Source organism: Streptomyces typhae, from assembly GCF_009755605.1.
In the GTDB taxonomy this organism is placed as follows: domain Bacteria; phylum Actinomycetota; class Actinomycetes; order Streptomycetales; family Streptomycetaceae; genus Streptomyces; species Streptomyces typhae.
This window is the reverse complement of the sequence record NZ_WPNZ01000006.1, coordinates 170,254-186,313: the sequence shown is the minus strand read 5'-3', so window position 1 is coordinate 186,313 and position 16,060 is coordinate 170,254. Positions and strand designations below refer to the sequence as shown.

Below are 16,060 nucleotides of genomic sequence, written 5' to 3'. Positions count from 1 at the left end.
GAGCGTGGGGTGCCCGTGCCGCGGGGCGGCACGCCGTCGCCGGGTCACGCGTCGGGTTCCCGCCCCGCCCGGCCGAGCGCGTCGGTGCGGGCCTCGACGGCCCGCAGGACCGCCACCATGTCCAGGCCGCCGTGGCCGAGGCGCACGGTGTCGGCGAACAGGGCGTGGCACACGTCGAGGAGCGGCGAGGCCACGCCCGAGGCCCGTGCCGCCTCCGTGACGAGCCGGTTGTTCATGAGGACGTCGAGCGCCGCGGCCTGGACGGCGAAGTCGCCGGACAGCAGCTTGGGCGCCTTCATCCGGGAGACGTCGCTCGCCATCGGACCCGCGTCGAGCACGTCCAGGAACAGCTTCGTGTCCAGGCCCTGGCGCTCGGCGAAGTGGAAGGACTCCGCGAGCCCGGTGACCGTGGTGATCAGGAACAGGTTCACCGCGAGCTTCATCAGGAGCGCCCCCGGCACCTCGCCGCACAGGAACGTCTCCCGGCACATGACGTCCACGAGGGGCCGCACCCGGGCCACGTCGGCCGCGTCGCCCGCCACCATCCCCACCAGGCGCCCCGTCTCGGCGGGCACCCGCGACCCCGACACCGGCGCCTCCACATAGGCCCCGCCCGCCGCCCGTACGTCGGCCCCGAGGCCGCGCGAGTAGCCGGGGGACGTCGTCCCCATGTGGACGACCGTGCGCCCCGCCACGCGCGTCGCGAAGGCGGGCGTGCCCCGGCCGGTCGCGGCGTCGATCGCGGCGCCGTCGGCCAGCATCAGGACGACCACGGGGGCCGCCGCGAACACTTCGTCGACGCTCGCGGCCTGCCGCGCCCCGGCCGCGCGCAGCGGATCGCACCGGGCCGCGGTGCGGTTCCAGACCGTCAACCCGGCGCCGGAGCGCGCGAGGCGGAGAGCCATCGGCTGCCCCATGACGCCCAGACCCACGAACCCCACGTCCACCACGCACCCCCGTCCCGCGCGGCCGCGGCCGTTCCACCGGGCCGTCGACTCCGCGATTATGACGAGTGTCATAGTAGCGGTGAGGGCGGCGCGCGGCACAGGGGTCCGCACGGGCGCGCACCGCGTGCGCCGCAGGGAGGAGGCCGCGACGTGGCGGCGGCAGGTGAGGTGCCGGGGCGCGGGCCGCGGGAGCGGATGGTCTTCAGCGCGGCCCAGTTGATCCGCAGGGGCGGGGTCGGTGCCACCGGCATGCGGGACGTCGCGGCACACGCGCGGGCGCCGCGCGGCTCGCTCCAGCACTACTTCCCCGGCGGCAAGGAGGAGTTGGTCGCCGAGGCCGTGGAGTGGGCGGGCCGGTACGCGGCGCGGCGCGTCGGGCGTTTCGTCGCGGGGCTGCCCGAGCCGAAGCCGAGCGCCCTGTTCGCCGCGATGGTGCGTCAGTGGACGGACGAGTTCGCGGCGCAGGGGGCCACGGCCGGCTGCCCGGTGGCGGCGGCGGTGGTCGACTGCGCGGACGCCGGCGAGGCCGCCCGGACGGCCGCGGCGGCGGCGTTCGCCGCCTGGGCCGCGCCGGTGTCCCGGGCGCTCACGGACATGGGCGTGCCGTCCGCCCGCGCCGACGCGCTCGCGACGCTGATGATGGGCGCGGTGGAGGGCGCCCTCCTGATCGCCCGCGCCGAACGGGACACCCGCGCCCTGACGGTGGTGGCGCACGAGCTCGGGCCGCTCCTGGACGCGGCGGTGGAGCGCCGCTGAGCGGCCCCCGGCGGGCGTGGGTGGCGCCTGTGGACGTGTGCCCGGTGACCTGCGCAGGGGTGGCGGCAGGTTGAGGGGGGCGAGGGCTCGGCCGCGCCGCCCGGAGGTGTCCGGGCTCCGGCGCCGCCCAACGGACCGGCGGGCGCCGCGCCTTGACACCATGTGCTGACGGAGCGTGAGTTCGCCCCGGCACGACCGGAATCCGAACACTGTACGGACGGGTCTGTGTCAACGATTGAGGACGACGCTGGCCGGGGACGGTCCTGGCGGATACCCTACGGGCGCCCAACGAGTTCCGTGGCCCATGGAGATCTTCAGGTGAACCCAGCCGACCACCAACCGGCGCCCGGACACGAGATCGCCCGTCTCCTCGACGACGTCGACGCCTACGCCGTCCGGCTCGGCACCTCGCGCGCCCGCCTGCTGGACGTCGGCCTCATCTCTCTCGCGACCGGCATCGAGCCCGAACGCGTACGCGGACTGCTCGCGGGCGAACCCCCGGAGGAGGAGCCGCGGGAGAAGAACGCGCGCGAACTCTTCCGCAAGGCCCTGTTCAAGGAGCGGCTGCGCTTCTTGCAGCGGACCCGGCTCAAGGAGACGTTCGCGGGCAGGGAGCCGTACGGGCTGAGGGAGATCTCGCGTGCGACGGGCATCTCCGCGCAACACGTGTCGAACCTGCTCAACGGGGAGCGCGGCGCCAACCACGACCACGCGGCCCGCCTGGAAGTCTTCTTCCGGGTCCCGGAGGGCTTCTGTTCCCGCACCGAGGGCGCGGCCCTGATCGCGTATCTGCGCCGGCTGGTCAACGAGGATCTGCCGAAGCTGGCGACGCGGGCGGTGCTCCAGGAACTGGGGGCGCCCTCGGCCGCCTTGAGCGGCACGGCCGACGTGGCGCAGATCGACACTCTGCGGGACCTCCTGCCGGCTCTCGACGAGCTGGTCAAGGTGATCCAGGGAAAGCAATCAGGAGAGGCCCGCGAGGGGGGTCGGGACCGCTCGTGAGAGTGGTGCGCTACGCGCGTTGTGGTGCATGAAAGGGGCTGATCCGGGCCGTCCGTGGGTTCATTCGCACCCTATGCCCATGACATGCGTCGTTCTCAATCGTTGACACCGCCTGTGATAGTGCATCAGGATCTGTCTCACGCCAGAGCCGGGGGGCAGGTCGACTCTGACGGCGGAACGTTAACCTGCCCGGATGTTCCATTCGTCCGTATGACCTGTTGGCGGGTTCCCGCGTGGGGGCGGGGGACACTCGGCATGCAGTCATCGGTCCTGCTCAGACCCCGGTCGGTGAGACTGCCGTGCCACAGCAGAGACGGGCTCGCCCGCCCGGCTGCCGAGGTGTTCCCGGGGATTGGTCGGCCCCTGCGAATGGAACGAGCGTTTCGTCAGGTGATGCCAGGACCGTCGCGGCCCGCGCAACAGGGCCGCGACGGGGCGGGGAGGAGCGAGGCTAGAGGTGGCGACATTTTTCGGCACCGCGCGCTCCTTGGTGGTGCGGCCCATGGAAAGACAGTGGCCGGAGTCCTCTTCGAGGCGCGGGGGCGCCTCGATCGGGAGGACGACGGCGCTGGGGGGAGCGAGCGACGCCCGTGCTCGTTCCCACTGGGCGGGGGTGGGGACCCCGCTCGCCGAGCCGCCCGATCCTGATGAGCCGTGCTCACCTCAAGACGGGGCTAATTCAGGAAGATGCCATGGATGCTACTGCTACGTCCCTCGCCGCCTCGGCAGGGGCCATCATCGCCGATGAGCACGGCGATGTACTGATGGTGAACCCGATGTACACGGCCTACTGGAATCTGCCCGGGGGGCATGTCGAGGCGGGGGAGAGCCCGAGCGCCGCCTGCGCCCGGGAGATTCAGGCGGAACTCGGTCTGGACGTCGAGATGGGGGACCTGCTCGTGGTCGCCTGGGTCGACTCCGACGGCTGGATGCCGCGTGTCTACTACATCTTCGATGCCGGGGAGATCAGTGCCGAACAGCGGCAGGCGATCACCCTGCGGGAGGACGGCGCGGGGGAGTACCGCTTCGCGTCCCCGGAGCGGATCGACGCGTCGCTCATTCCTCCCTTCGTCAAGCCCATGTGGGACGCCGCTCTCACCGCCAGGAAGGACAAGCGGCTGGTGTGCCTCGAAGTGGAGGTGTGAACAGCTTGACCGCTCGTCCCGCATGACCGGATGAGCGAAGTGCGTGTGCGGCCACGACAGAGGTGACGAACGAGAAGCACGGGAGAGATCCGAGCCGACCGGTCCCTGTCCCGAGGCCGCCCGCGCACGACACCCAGGAGCCGCCGCCCGTATCGGGCGGCGGCTCCCCGCTGTCGAGCGGCAGCCGTACCGCGCCTGTCCCGCGCCTGTCCCGCGCGCCTGTCCCGCGCCCGGTTCGTCCGGTCGGCAGGCGGCGCCGGCGGACTCCGTGGTCATCAACTCCGGTACGTGTCCTTCGCATATGCCAAACGGCGGGATCCTGTCGACAGGACGAACCGTCGGCCGCTCACCGCCCCGCCGGTGGCCTCATGCACCGCCCAACTTGGCCAAAGAACCCATAGGTGGGCTTCCGCTTCCATGCCATCGTTGAGCCATCAAATGGTCTGGACCTGACAACCGGTGACGGTGCCCGCCCGATCGGTGGCGCGCCGTGAACGGGATCGGCGAGGGGAGCCTACGCATGCGCGGGACGACGGTCATGCCCGGTACGAACAAGAGGAACGGCAGTGAAGCGGGCTCGGGAGGACTGCCGATCCACCGCCTCGAGGTGCCCATGCCCAACACGCTGCCCTTCGCCATCGGCACCTTCGACACCATCGGCCCGATGTCCCGGGCCTCCTTTCCGCACCGGCACACGTTCCACGAGATCGTGTACGTCACCGGGGGCACCGGCAGCCATGTCGTCGACATGAACCGGTTCACCCTGCGCCCGCCCCATCTGTGCTTCATCGCGCCGGGGCAGGTGCACTACTGGGACGGGGTCAGGGGCCTGGAGGGCTGCGTCATCGTGTTCACGGACGACTTCCTGCTGGAACACCCCACCGACCGCTCGCTGTTGCGCCGCCTCGGCCGCAGGCCCTGGCTGGAGCTGCCGGACCGGGAAGCGGCCTGGGCGGCGCGGCTCGTCTCCGAGATGGACCACGAGTACCGCACCGGGGCGGAGGGCTTCGGCGGCGTCCTGCGGGCGCTGCTCCACATCCTCGTGGTGCGCGCGGCCCGTCTGCCGGCGCCGGGGCGGCTGCTCCGCAAGGCCGCGCAGGTGCCCGGGTCCGTCGCCCGCCCCGCGTCGATGGCGACCCGGTTCGTGGCCCTGGTGAGCACACCTCAGACGCTGTCGTGGTCGGTGCGCGAGTGCGCCGGACACCTGGGGGTGTCGGTGAGCTATCTGAACGAGGCGGTGAAGTCCGCGATGGGCCGCACCCCCGGCGAGCTGCTCCGCGAGGCCCGCGTGCACGAGGCCAAACGGCTGCTTGCCTGCACGGAGTTGACCGTGCGTCAGATAGCGGACCGGGTGGGGTTCAACGACCCCGCGTACTTCTGCCGCTTCTTCCGGCGCGAGACCGGGACGACCCCCGGCGACTTCCGTCGCGGCGGTGGCGATATTCACCACGACCACCGCATTGCGTCCATCGCTCACCCCGGGCCCGCCGCATAGCTTCTTAGCCGATCCCCACCCCCCGCACCCAGGAGGAGCGATGGACGGCGACACGAACGTCAACGGTCACGGCACGGAACCCGCCGACCCGTCGGCCGAGGACACCCGCAGGGGTCCGAGCCGCAAAACGGTGCTCCGGGCCGCCCTGGCCGTCGGCGCCGCGGTACCGGTGGCGATGATCGGCGTGCCGGCCCTGGCCCGCACCAACGTCGAGACCGGCCAGGAACCGGAGCTCACCCCGGAGTGCGACGACGGCGACGACCCGACGCCGCCGCAGATGGAGGGCCCCTACTTCAAGCCGAACTCCCCGCAGCGCGCCTCGCTCATCGAGTCCGGCACGACGGGCACCCGGCTCACCGTGTCCGGCTACGTCTTCGGCCGCGCCTGCAAGCCGATCCCGAAGGTGCTGCTCGACTTCTGGCAGGCCGACACGCGCGGCAACTACGACAACGTCGGCTTCAAGATGCGCGGGCACCAGTACACCGACGCCAACGGCGCGTTCAAGCTCACCACGATCTTCCCCGGCCTCTACCCGGGCCGCACCCGCCACCTGCACGTCAAGGTCCAGGCGCCGGGACGCCCGATCCTCACCACGCAGCTCTACTTCCCGAACGAGCCCCGCAACAACACCGACTCGCTGTTCGACCCGCGGCTGCTCATGAACGTACGGGACATCGGCAACACCAAGGAAGCCGTCTTCGACTTCGTCCTGAACGTGCCGCAGACCCCCGGCCCGACCGACCCCCCGACCCAGCCGCCGGGCGGCACCACCTGGGCCGCGGGCACCGGCTACAACGTCGGTGACCGGGTCACCTACGGCGGCGTCTCCTACGTCTGCCTCCAGGCCCACACGGCCCAGCAGGGCTGGGAGCCGTCGTCGGCGGCGTCGCTGTGGCGCGCGGTCTGAACCCGCCCGCACCGACTCCACCGCGCAGCGACCACTGACCCGGCGCCCCGGGGCGGAGCGGCGGTCCGGACGGACGTACCCGGACCGCCGCGTCCGCCGGAGCCGGCAAGCCGGACGAGACGGCGGTCCGGGAGGCGAGCGGCCATGTCCTCATCGGTCGCGCCGCCTTCCGGCTGGTCGTGCTCGCCCAGGGCCGGCACGCACGGCGCCGCGATCTCGCCGAGGTGGGGGAAGACGGGCGGATCCGCGACGTCGTGCGTGCAGGTCGTGAACCAGGCGGTGGGGCGGCCCGCAGCTGCCGTGCCGCCTCACCGCCTGGTTTCGAGCCCGGGGTCCGCGTTCCGGCGCAGGGCGTGGGCAGTGGGCTCGTGGAAGGTGCCGGGGCCCCGGAGCCGGCTGCGGTGATCCCGGGCGGCCGGGGCCCATGTGGAGTCACCCGTGAAGGTGAGAGACGCAGGGGAATGGCGATCACCTCTCCCGTACGGCGAGGATGCCGAGTCCTGCGGCGGCGCACGGCGCCGCACCACCGTCGGACGGGAGGAAGACACCGCGATGGGCACACACGCGGCTCCACGCACCCGCAGACCCACACTGTTCGCCGCCCTCGGCGCGACCCTGCTGGGGGCGCTGCTCGGCATCCCGCGGGCCGACGGGGCCCCGCGCCCGGCCGATGCCTGCCGCACCGCGGACACGGCTCTGCCGCGTGGTGACTGCGGCCCGTTCTGGCAGGTCCTCGCCGAGGACTTCGACGGTGACCGGGTGCCGCTCGGCTCGTTCAGCGACTGCGACCACCACGTCGACACGTCCGCCGCGTACTGCGCCGGGCTGCGCGGTGCGTACCGCGACCACTGGTGGGCGTATCCGACCGGATGGCCCGACACCGCGGGCGACCGCGGCCGTTCCGTGGTGGGCGTCTACCACCCGGAGGACACGGTGAGCGTCGGGCCTGCGGCGAACGGCGACGGCCGGATGCGCATACGGATGTGGCGGCCCGACGACGGCGGGCCCGTGCACGCGGCGGCCGTCGTACCGCGTGCCGTGATGCAGATGAAGTACGGCAAGTACAGCGCGCGCATCAAGGTCACCGATGCCTCGCCCGGCTACAAGTCGGCCTGGCTGCACTACGGCGGCGGCTGCGAGATGGACCATCCGGAGGGCGAGTGGACGGGCTCCCTCAGCGCCTTCCACCATCCGTGCGGCGGTGGTGAGCAGGGCTCGTACCACGGCGCCGACGACTGGACCGAGTGGCACACGGTGTCGACGGAGTGGACTCCCGGGCAGGTCCGCTTCTTCGTCGACGGGCGTCAGGTCGGCCACGACACGCGCGACGTGCCGAACCGGCCCCTGTCCTGGGTCCTGCAGAACGAGAGCGCCCTGGAGGGCCCGACGGCCGCGCCGGGCAGCAGCGCGCAGTTGGAGGTCACCTGGGTCGCGGCGTACGCGTACGGCTGGAAGTGACTCAGCCCCAGCGGTATCCGTCGCCGAAGAGGAGGGTGTGCTCCAGGACGTCCTCCAGCGGGTCGTCGATCTGGCCGGTGTTGATCAGAGCCACGACCGGACCGGTGTGCGAGCCGCTGTGGTGGGTCTCGTCGGCGTGCGCGGCGCCGGCGGACAGGGTGAACGGCACCGCGCACACCGCCGCCGCCAGCGCCGTACGGATGGTCTGACGTTTCCAACTGCTCTTCATCGCCCGCTCCTTGATCCTCGCTCCGACGAGTGCTCTACAGCCGAGTGCGGCACGGCGCTCTCCGTGGCCAACAGCCGAGCAGATCAAAAGGTCACCGGTGATCATACGAACGGGGAATCACCCGGTCCGGTGACTCGGGAACCGTCGCACCGGAGGCGGACGCGACGGCGTGGGCGGGCCGGATGGCGTGAAGTCGATGCTCCGTCCGTGGGCCGGGGGCGAGGCCCCGGCCCACTTTCAGTGGCCGTGCGGGATCAGCCGCCCGACCGCGGCGAGGAAGCCGCGGCGCTCCACGGCGGGTGGTCCGGCGGGCGCCGGGATCTTGGGTACCGGGCGGCGCAGGGCGGCCGGTTCCCAGTCGCAGGGCGGGGCCGGGCGCTGGGCGAACGTGCCGCCCCGGCCCGCCCTGAGCGCCGCCGCGCAGGCGTCGTCGTGGGCCTTGAGCCCGACGCTGACGAGCGTGAGCAGAAGCGCCACGTCGACGTCGCAGTCGAGCAGCACGGTGATCCAGGAGGCGCCGGGGCGCATGCGGATCGCCGTGCTGTCGGCCAGCTGCGGGCGCAGCCGGTCGACGGTCGCCCGCGTCAGGCACACGTCGGCCGCGGCCTCGGAGTGGAAGTGGACGAGTTCGTAAGCCATGGTTTCGGGCGCCCCGGCGATGCCGAAGGAGCGTCCGACAGCGCACCGAGGGGCGCCGCTTACCAGGTTCGGCCACGACGCAAGTGCGGTCATGGCGCGTTGTGCCGCGGTCATGGGGCCATCGTCGCGCGGATTTCACCCGTCCAACTACCCCTGTTCACGTGTCGATTGATGCCGAACCCGGTTTTGGCCACACCATCTCAAATGACGATCTGCCAGGCCACCCCGCTCCCCACGAGGACACGCCCTGTCGTGAGGTCTCCGCGAGGCCTCCGTGAAGCGCGGAGGTGCGCAGGTGAGGCAGGTTACAGAGACCGGCCCGCGGGCCGCGGGGGCGTGCGTCCCGAGCCGCGCGCCCCGTCAGCAGCTCAGATTGTTGCCCGGGGTGACACCGAGCGCCTGCGTGAACTGCTTGTACTTGTCGATGCGGCTCTGCACCTGGCCCGGATTGCCGCCGTTGCACTCCAGGCTGCCGTTGATGGAGCGGATGGTCTCGCCGAAGCCGCGGCCGTCGACCATGGCGTCGTGCGGCGTCATGGTGCCGGGGCCCTTCTGGGTGTTCCAGTACCACAGGCCGGTCTTCCAGGCGACGGCCGAGTCCTTCTGCACCAGGTCGGGGTTGTTCAGCAGGTCGATGCCCAGGGCGTCGCCCGCGGCCTTGTAGTTGAAGTTCCAGCTCAGCTGGATCGGGCCGCGGCCGTAGTACTTGTCGTGTCCCGCGGGGCAGCCGTAGGGCTGGGTCCGGTCGCAGTAGTGCGGGTAGTTCGCGGTGTTCTGCTCCACGACGTGGACCAGGCCGCCGGTCTCGTGGCTGACGTTGGCGAGGAAGGCCGCGGCCTCCTGCTTGCGCACGGTGTCGCTGCCCGTCTGGGCGAAGCCGGGGTACGCGCCGAGCGCCGCCATGAGGCCGCCGTACGTGTAGAACGAATTCCGGTTCGGGAACATCTGGTTGAACTGGGACTCACTGACGACGAAGGCCGCGGCTGCCTTCCCGGACGCCGTCGTGGCCGGGCTTTCGGACTTCGCCGCCTTCTCTGCCGACGCCGGTGCGGCGAGGGTCAGCAGCGCGGCCGTGGAAACGGCGGCGGTCACAAGGCCGAGTACGCGAGATCGCATGGCTCACTCCATGGGGGGACGCCGAGGAATCGGCGGTGCGAGGTGCTGGGTGGGGGGGCGGTCCGCGCGCCGGAGACGCGGGCCGTGAGGGGCCGGACGGTGGGTGTGGGCACGCCTGTGCCCGCCGGCCAATGAGATTCCGCTTCGTTGGACTAGACCATACCGATCGCCGTGTTCGCGTCAAGAGTGTCGAACGGAGTCCGCTGCGACGGGTGTTGTGACGTACGGGGCGAGGTGCGGGGTGATGTACGGGGCGAGGTACAGGGTGACGTGCGTGGTGGCGTGCGCCGAGGGGAGTGCGCCGCCGGAGAGCGGAAGCGGCGCCGGTCGGTGCCCGAAGGCCCGGCCGGCGCCGTGTCGTGCGAGGAGGGCTGCTGCCCTTGTCGCTGATTCAGCCCGTGGTTCAGCGCACGTCGACGGCGTCGCCGCTCGCGTTGACACCGGAGGTCGTGGAGTTCTCGGCGAAGGCCCAGCGGTAGCTGCCGTCGACGGAAGCCTTGACCGTGGTCTTCAGGTTGCCTTTGTTGTCACTCTTCACCGTCTTCACGGCGGCGTAGGACAAGGCGCCCTTCTTCTTGAACTCCAGCTTCACGGACTGGTTGGTGTAGCCCGCGTACTTGTAGGTCTCCCAGTTGGCGCGGGTCAGCGCACCGGTGACGGTGAGCGTCTTGCCCTTCTTGATGGGCTCGGGCGAGGCGTTCACGGTGAGCTTGGACTGGCGCAGCACCTTCAGCTTGCCGGACTTCTCCGCCCACTTGATGTCGTCGTCCTTCGCCGTCACGGTGGAGTCGACGTACCACGTGCCGGCCGGGCTGTTGTCGTAGAAGTCCGTGTCCGGGTCGATGGTGAACTTCGCGGTGCACGTCGACGTCGACGCCGTGCCGGCCACCGTGCACGTCACGTTGCCCGTCGGGAGGGCGATGGCGGAGTTGGGGCCGTACAGCGTGATGTCGGCGCTCTTGATGCCCGAGTCGTCCGAAGCCGTCACGGAGACGGAGAAGGTCTTGCCGGCGGTGGTGCCGAGCACGACCGGCTTGCCGCCGTTCGCGACGACCTTGTCGATCGTGACGTCCTCGGTCGGGGCGGCGAGGGCGACGGGAGCGGCGAAGCCCGCGACGGCCACGGCCAGGGCCGAGCCGAGAACGGCGATGCGGGTGCGGTGGTGCATGAATCCCCCCACGGGATGACGCCGGGGCGGCAGCGCCGCCCGGCAAGTGATGTGAACGCGATGACCTTACGTCTTCACGAAGTCTCCATCGTTGTGTTGATCGCCACGTGTGTCGCGTACAACCCTTTGCCCTGGTCCTGTGCTTGCTCTCGAAGAGGGGTTCGATACTTCATCCGAATAGTTGATTCCGGTGGCGCCGTGCCTGGTGAACGCCGCGAAGCCCGCCGTACGCGTTGTGCGGAGCCGTCATCAGGAGGATCGTCGGGCGTGCACGGCGCATGCGCGCGGGGCCGGTCCGGCCGGCCCGGCGCGGCGGGCGCGGAGACTGTCCGTACAGGGGAGAGGGTGAGGGGATCCGTGTCGGGAGGCACGGCGTTCCGGCATGTGAGGCGAGCCACCAGCATCCCGTCCGGGCAGCGCACCGCGCAGGCGGTGAACGCGGCCCTGCAGTCCGCGCCCTGGCCCCTCCTGCTCGCGGGCGCCGACGGGCGCGTCCGGTGGGCCAACCCCGCGGCGAGGGCCCTGCTCCCCGGCGTGTCGGCCGGCGCCGAACTGGCCCGGCACGCACCGCCGTGGCTCGCGGAGGCGCACGCCCGCCGCGACCGTGAGGCGGCGGGGAACGTGGCGGGCCGGGCCCTGCGCGCCGAGGCCTCCGGGGTCGCCGCGGGCGAGCGGGACGAGGTGCTGTGGTGGCTGCGCGACGACACCGGCCAGGGTTCCGTGCGCCGTGCGCTGCGCACGGAACGGGAGCGGGCCCACTTCCTCGCCGACGCGTCGCGTCGGCTGTCCGGCTCCCTCGACCCGCGCGGATGCAGGGCGACTGCGGCACTGCTCGCCGCCCGGCACCTCGCGGACGCCGTCGTGGTGGTCGGTGCCGCCCGGGGCGCGAGGCTGCCCTTCGCCGCCGCCGTGCGCGACGGCGAGGTCACCCACGGGCGGCTCGCGGGCGACGCCGCCGAGGTACCCGGCCTCGCGGAGGCGCTGGAGGGATTTCCGCCCGTGCCCTCGCGCTGGCTGGACCCGGGGGCGCTGCCGGAGTGGCTGGCGCCGGGGTTCTTCGGGGCGGCGGCCGGTGGGGCGGGCGGAGGCGCCGGTCGGGGTGGTTCGGCTGGGGTGGGCGATACCGCCGGTGGCAGTGGTGCGGCCGGGGTCGGCGGGGTCGCCCGTGGCAGTAGTGCGGCCGGGGTCGGTGAAGTCGCCGGTGGCAGCGGGGCCGTCGGGACCGGCGAGGGCGCTGGGACTGGCGAGGGCGCTGGGTCCGGTGACAGCACCGGGACCCGTGACGGCACCGGGATCTGTGACGGCACCGGGGCCGACGAGGGCGCCGGGTCCGGAGACGGCACCGGGTCCCGTGACGGCACCGGGGCCGACGAGGGCAGCGGGTCCGGAGACGGCACCGGGATCTGTGACGGCACCGGGACCGGCGGTGGCACCGGGACCCGCGACAGCACCGGGGCCGAGGAGGGCACCGGGACCGGAGACAGCACCGGGTCCCGTGACGACACCGGGACCGACGAGGGCACCGGGATCTGTGACGGCACCGGGACCCGTGACAGCACCGGGACCCGCGACCGCACCGGAGCCATGATGGTCGTGTCCCTGCCGGGCGGCGGCGGACCCGTCGGCGCCCTCGTCCTGCTGCGCGCGGCAGGCGCGGAACCCTTCAGCGAGGACGAAGAAACCTTCGCTCGCGTCTTCGCCGCGCGTGCGGGCGCCGCCCTGGACACCGCGAGGCTCCGCACCGAACACGCGGCCGTGGCCGAACTGCTCACGCAGGACGTGCTCCCGCCCGAGCTGCGGCGCATCGACGGCGTCGAGTACGCGGGCGGGCACCGTGCCGCGCACGGTGAACTCGAGGTGGGCGGCGACTTCTTCGACATCAGCCCCGCGGCCGAGGACGGCGGGGAGACCCACGTGGTCCTCGGCGACGTGTGCGGCAAGGGCCTGGAGGCCGCCGTCCTCACCGGCAAGATCCGCAGCACCCTGCGCGCCCTGCACCTCGTCGAACCCGACCACCGAAGGCTGCTGCGGGTACTGAACTCCGCCCTGCTCAGCACCCGGCACAGCCGCTTCGCCACCCTCGTCCTCGCCTCCGTGAGCCGCCGCGGCGACACCGTCGCGCTCCGCCTCACCAGCGCGGGCCATCCGCCGCCCCTCATCGTCCGGCTCGACGGCAGCGTCGACGCCGCTCCGACGCACGGCACCCTGGTCGGCGCCCTGCCGGAGGTGACCGCGGACACCCACCGCACCACGCTGCGCCCCGGCGAGGCCTGCCTGCTGTACTCGGACGGTGTCACCGAGGCCAGGGGCGGACCGCTCGGCACCGAGCAGTTCGGCGAGGAACGGCTGCGCGCGGCCCTCTCCGAGTACGCGGGGAAGCCACCGGAGGCCATGGCCGAGCGGGTGCAGATACTCGTCGCCGAATGGCTCGGCGGGCGCCGGCACGACGACATGGCCCTGATGGTCATCGCCGCGCCCCGTACCGGCGGTGACGGTCGGCGGCCGGGAGCGGACCGGTGACGCAGAGCCCGCCCGACGTGCTCACGGCGCACCTCTGCGACGACGACCCGCCGCACCGGTTGACCGTCCGCCTCCGCGGGCTCCTCGACCACACCGTGGCGCACGAACTCGCCGCCCTCGTGGTCCTCGTCTCCGAGGCGCTCGCCGACCGGCCCGACGTGTCCGAACTGGTGCTGTGCTGCGCGGACGTGACGCAGTGCGACCTGTGCGGCATCTCCACGCTGATCTCCGTAAGACGGCGGGCCGACGCCTACGGAGCGCGGCTCATCCTGCGGGAGCGGCCCGCCCGCGTCGACCGCCTGCTCGTCCGCACGGGCACGGCGGCCTACCTGGGCGCGCTGCGCGAGTCCGAGCCGACCGTACGGCAGCCCTGATCGAAGAAGGGCAGCTCCGACCGGAGAAGGGTAGCTCCGACCGGAGAAGGGCAGCTCCGACCGGAGAAGGAGCAGCCCTGACCGGTTATACGGAAGGGCCCATACCGCCAGACATGAATTCGAGGCCTCCCCCATGGGGGGATGGTCGGGGTACGGAGGGCCCGGTGGGTCGACACTGTGCCAATGCAGTGGACGCAGGGTGACGCGGCGGCCCAGTGCTCGGTGGAGGTTCACGTCGACGACCGGCGTGGTGTGTGCGTGGTGGCCGTGGTCGGCGAGATGGATGTCGAGTACGAGCCGGACATCGAACTTGCTCTGGAGACAAGGCCTTTGAAGCTCCGCCTGGTACTGGACGTGACGAGACTGGAGTTCGCGGACTCCACGATGCTCAACATCCTCATCCGGACGCGTCGCAGACACGACATGCGGCTCCTCGGCCCGATCCCCAAACAGCTGCGCGAGCTGCTGCGGGTGACCGGGACCCTCGGGCACTTCCAGATCTGCGGCTCCCTGGAGGAGGCGTGCGCGCCATGACGCACTTCCCGGACGTGGCAGCGCGCGCCGCTGCCCACGGAGTCACCGACGCCTGCTCGCTGTGTGTCCGGGGGGCGGTCCGGGAAGACTGGCTGCCCGTACCCGGGGACAGGCCCGCGCTCCTGGTCGTGGAGGCGGCGGACTCCTGCATCGGGGCGGCCCGCCGGGCGGCCCACGCCTTCGCGGCCGTCCGCTGCCCCGCCGTCGACGCCACCGACGTCGCCCTCGTCGTGTCGGAGCTGTGCACCAACTCCTTCCGGCACGCCACGGGATGGTGGCGGCTCAGAATGCACGGCCACCGCGACGGCCTGGTCGCGGATGTCGACGACGCCAGCCTGCGGCTCCCGGCGCCGCGGGCCCCCGACACCCGGGACGGCACCGGCGGCATGGGCATGCTGCTCGCCGCCTCACTGGCGACGACGCTCGACGTATTTGTGCACGCGGGCGGAAAGACCGTACGCGTCACTTGGAAGACACCCCGCGGCTGACGCGGCGACCGGCTGCGGCACGGGAGCCACGCGGCCCCGGGCACGCGGCCCCCACGCTGGAGGTACACCGGATGACATCGACGGCCACCGCTCCCGACGGCCGGGCAGCCTACTGGGCCGACGAACTGTGGGACACGGTGGTGGCCGGCGACGAGCCGTCCGCTGCCTGGACCGCCTTCGCCGCACTGCGGGCGGGGCTCGACAAGGAGACCGTCCTCCTGGACGTGATCGGCGCCGTGCAGCGCCGCGTCGGCAAGGAGTGGGCGGACAACCGCATGACCGTGGCCCAGGAACACGCCGCCACCGCCATCAACGAACGTGTGGTCGCGGCGCTCGCACGCTCCGAGGCCCCGCCCGGCGCCCCTGCCCCGCCCGCCCCGCGGAGCCCCGAACCCCCGGCCGCCGCGCCGGGCTCCCACGACACCGTCAGTTCGCGGCGCGATCCCGCAGCCGCACGCCCGTACCCCGACGGTTCGCGCCCGGGGCCCGGCGGACCCGCGCGACCGCGGATCACCGTCTCCTGTGTCGACGGCGAGTGGCACGCCCTGCCCGCCCGGCTCCTCGCCGAGGTCCTCTCGCTGCGCGGCTGGCACGTCGACTTCCTGGGCACCCAGGTCCCCACCGCCCATCTCGTCACGCATCTGCACCACACCGGCGCGGACGTGGTGGCCCTCTCGGGCTCGCTCGCGACGCGGCTGCCCACGGCCCACGCGGCGATCTCCGCGTGCCGGTCCGCGGGTGTCCCCGTGCTAGCGGGCGGCGCCGCGTTCGGTCCTGGCGGGCGCCACGCCGAACTGCTCGGCGCCGACCTCTGGGCCTCCGACGCCCGCTCGGCCGCCGCCCGGCTCGCCGGGGGCCCGCCGCCGCGCCCCGCGGGGGACCCGCTCACGGACGAATCGCTGAAGCATCTGCTCGACCAGGAGTACACACTGATCAGCCGGGCGGCCGGGCAACTGGTCCGGGCCACCCTGCAGGGCGTCGGCGCCCGCTACCCCGCCATGAGGGACTACACCGCGCCGCCGCAGCAGCACACCGCGGAGGACATCGCCCACATCGTCGCCTTCCTCGGCGCCGCCCTGTACGTCGACGACGGTGACATGTTCACCGCTTTCGCTTGCTGGACCAACGACATCCTCGCCGCCCGGCACGTACCGACGGAGTCCCTGCTGCACGCCCTGGACATCCTGGGGGCCGAGGTCCGCGACTTCCCCCGGGCCACCGCGATGCTCCGGCAGGCGGCCGAGGCCCTGCGGACGCCCGGGCCGGGGGAGTGAGTCCGGCA

16 protein-coding genes are annotated in these 16,060 nt (G+C 72.5%); 11 read left to right on the top strand and 5 right to left on the bottom strand.

The genetic code is table 11. The features are described from left to right. Window positions 1-44: 44 nt before the first annotated feature. Window positions 45-947 carry an NAD(P)-dependent oxidoreductase gene (locus GPA10_RS13040; RefSeq protein ID WP_343040800.1) on the bottom strand — a complete coding sequence of 301 codons (903 nt, stop codon included), beginning with the start codon at window positions 945-947 and terminating at the stop codon, window positions 45-47. Between the two features lie 195 nt (window positions 948-1,142). On the opposite strand from GPA10_RS13040, the gene GPA10_RS13035 reads away from it, so the two are divergent. The 6 genes from GPA10_RS13035 to GPA10_RS13010 all read left to right on the top strand — a co-directional run bounded on the left by GPA10_RS13035 (window position 1,143) and on the right by GPA10_RS13010 (window position 7,710). Continuing rightward, window positions 1,143-1,703 carry a TetR/AcrR family transcriptional regulator gene (locus tag GPA10_RS13035; RefSeq protein ID WP_157165803.1) on the top strand — a complete coding sequence of 187 codons (561 nt, stop codon included), beginning with the start codon at window positions 1,143-1,145 and terminating at the stop codon, window positions 1,701-1,703. A 318-nt stretch (window positions 1,704-2,021) separates the two neighbouring features. Further along, window positions 2,022-2,705, top strand: a complete 684-nt coding sequence (locus GPA10_RS13030; RefSeq protein WP_058847755.1) for a helix-turn-helix transcriptional regulator — start codon at window positions 2,022-2,024, stop codon at window positions 2,703-2,705. Between the two features lie 692 nt (window positions 2,706-3,397). After that, the gene (locus GPA10_RS13025; protein ID WP_063803550.1) at window positions 3,398-3,850 is read left to right on the top strand and encodes an NUDIX domain-containing protein; all 453 of its coding nucleotides are present in this window, start codon (window positions 3,398-3,400) and stop codon (window positions 3,848-3,850) included. Between the two features lie 520 nt (window positions 3,851-4,370). Then, a complete protein-coding gene (locus GPA10_RS13020) occupies window positions 4,371-5,345 on the top strand; it encodes a helix-turn-helix transcriptional regulator (protein ID WP_157165657.1) in 975 nt (324 codons plus the stop codon). Between the two features lie 40 nt (window positions 5,346-5,385). Then, window positions 5,386-6,252: a dioxygenase family protein gene (locus GPA10_RS13015; RefSeq protein WP_079086305.1), complete on the top strand. Its 867-nt coding sequence runs from the start codon at window positions 5,386-5,388 to the stop codon at window positions 6,250-6,252. Between the two features lie 552 nt (window positions 6,253-6,804). After that, window positions 6,805-7,710 (top strand): glycoside hydrolase family 16 protein, encoded by a 906-nt coding sequence (locus GPA10_RS13010; RefSeq protein ID WP_058847757.1) that lies wholly within the window; start codon window positions 6,805-6,807, stop codon window positions 7,708-7,710. Window position 7,711: 1 nt separating this feature from the next. Here the strand turns inward: GPA10_RS13010 and GPA10_RS13005 are convergent, their stop codons facing one another. The 4 genes from GPA10_RS13005 to GPA10_RS12990 all read right to left on the bottom strand — a co-directional run bounded on the left by GPA10_RS13005 (window position 7,712) and on the right by GPA10_RS12990 (window position 10,862). Then, window positions 7,712-7,939, bottom strand: coding sequence for a hypothetical protein (locus GPA10_RS13005; RefSeq protein WP_241844976.1), 228 nt, complete (start codon window positions 7,937-7,939; stop codon window positions 7,712-7,714). Between the two features lie 237 nt (window positions 7,940-8,176). Then, window positions 8,177-8,578 (bottom strand): luciferase domain-containing protein, encoded by a 402-nt coding sequence (locus GPA10_RS41690; RefSeq protein ID WP_484600345.1) that lies wholly within the window; start codon window positions 8,576-8,578, stop codon window positions 8,177-8,179. 360 nt (window positions 8,579-8,938) lie between these two features. Then, complete coding sequence (locus GPA10_RS12995; RefSeq protein ID WP_157165656.1) at window positions 8,939-9,694, bottom strand: chitinase; 756 nt, start codon at window positions 9,692-9,694, stop codon at window positions 8,939-8,941. Between the two features lie 403 nt (window positions 9,695-10,097). Next, window positions 10,098-10,862 (bottom strand): calcium-binding protein, encoded by a 765-nt coding sequence (locus tag GPA10_RS12990; RefSeq protein WP_157165655.1) that lies wholly within the window; start codon window positions 10,860-10,862, stop codon window positions 10,098-10,100. 357 nt (window positions 10,863-11,219) lie between these two features. On the opposite strand from GPA10_RS12990, the gene GPA10_RS42385 reads away from it, so the two are divergent. The 5 genes from GPA10_RS42385 to GPA10_RS12965 all read left to right on the top strand — a co-directional run bounded on the left by GPA10_RS42385 (window position 11,220) and on the right by GPA10_RS12965 (window position 16,052). Then, on the top strand, window positions 11,220-13,382 hold the full coding sequence (locus GPA10_RS42385) for a PP2C family protein-serine/threonine phosphatase (protein WP_343040748.1): 2,163 nt from the start codon (window positions 11,220-11,222) through the stop codon (window positions 13,380-13,382). After that, the gene (locus GPA10_RS12980) at window positions 13,379-13,756 is read left to right on the top strand and encodes an STAS domain-containing protein (RefSeq protein ID WP_343040747.1); all 378 of its coding nucleotides are present in this window, start codon (window positions 13,379-13,381) and stop codon (window positions 13,754-13,756) included. Before GPA10_RS42385 ends, GPA10_RS12980 begins: the two co-directional genes overlap by 4 nt. A 183-nt stretch (window positions 13,757-13,939) precedes the next feature. Further along, a complete protein-coding gene (locus GPA10_RS12975; RefSeq protein ID WP_157165654.1) occupies window positions 13,940-14,290 on the top strand; it encodes an STAS domain-containing protein in 351 nt (116 codons plus the stop codon). Then, the gene (locus tag GPA10_RS12970) at window positions 14,287-14,778 is read left to right on the top strand and encodes an ATP-binding protein (protein WP_157165653.1); all 492 of its coding nucleotides are present in this window, start codon (window positions 14,287-14,289) and stop codon (window positions 14,776-14,778) included. Before GPA10_RS12975 ends, GPA10_RS12970 begins: the two co-directional genes overlap by 4 nt. Before the next feature lie 71 nt (window positions 14,779-14,849). Further along, window positions 14,850-16,052 carry a cobalamin B12-binding domain-containing protein gene (locus GPA10_RS12965; protein WP_246259058.1) on the top strand — a complete coding sequence of 401 codons (1,203 nt, stop codon included), beginning with the start codon at window positions 14,850-14,852 and terminating at the stop codon, window positions 16,050-16,052. Window positions 16,053-16,060 lie beyond the last annotated feature (8 nt).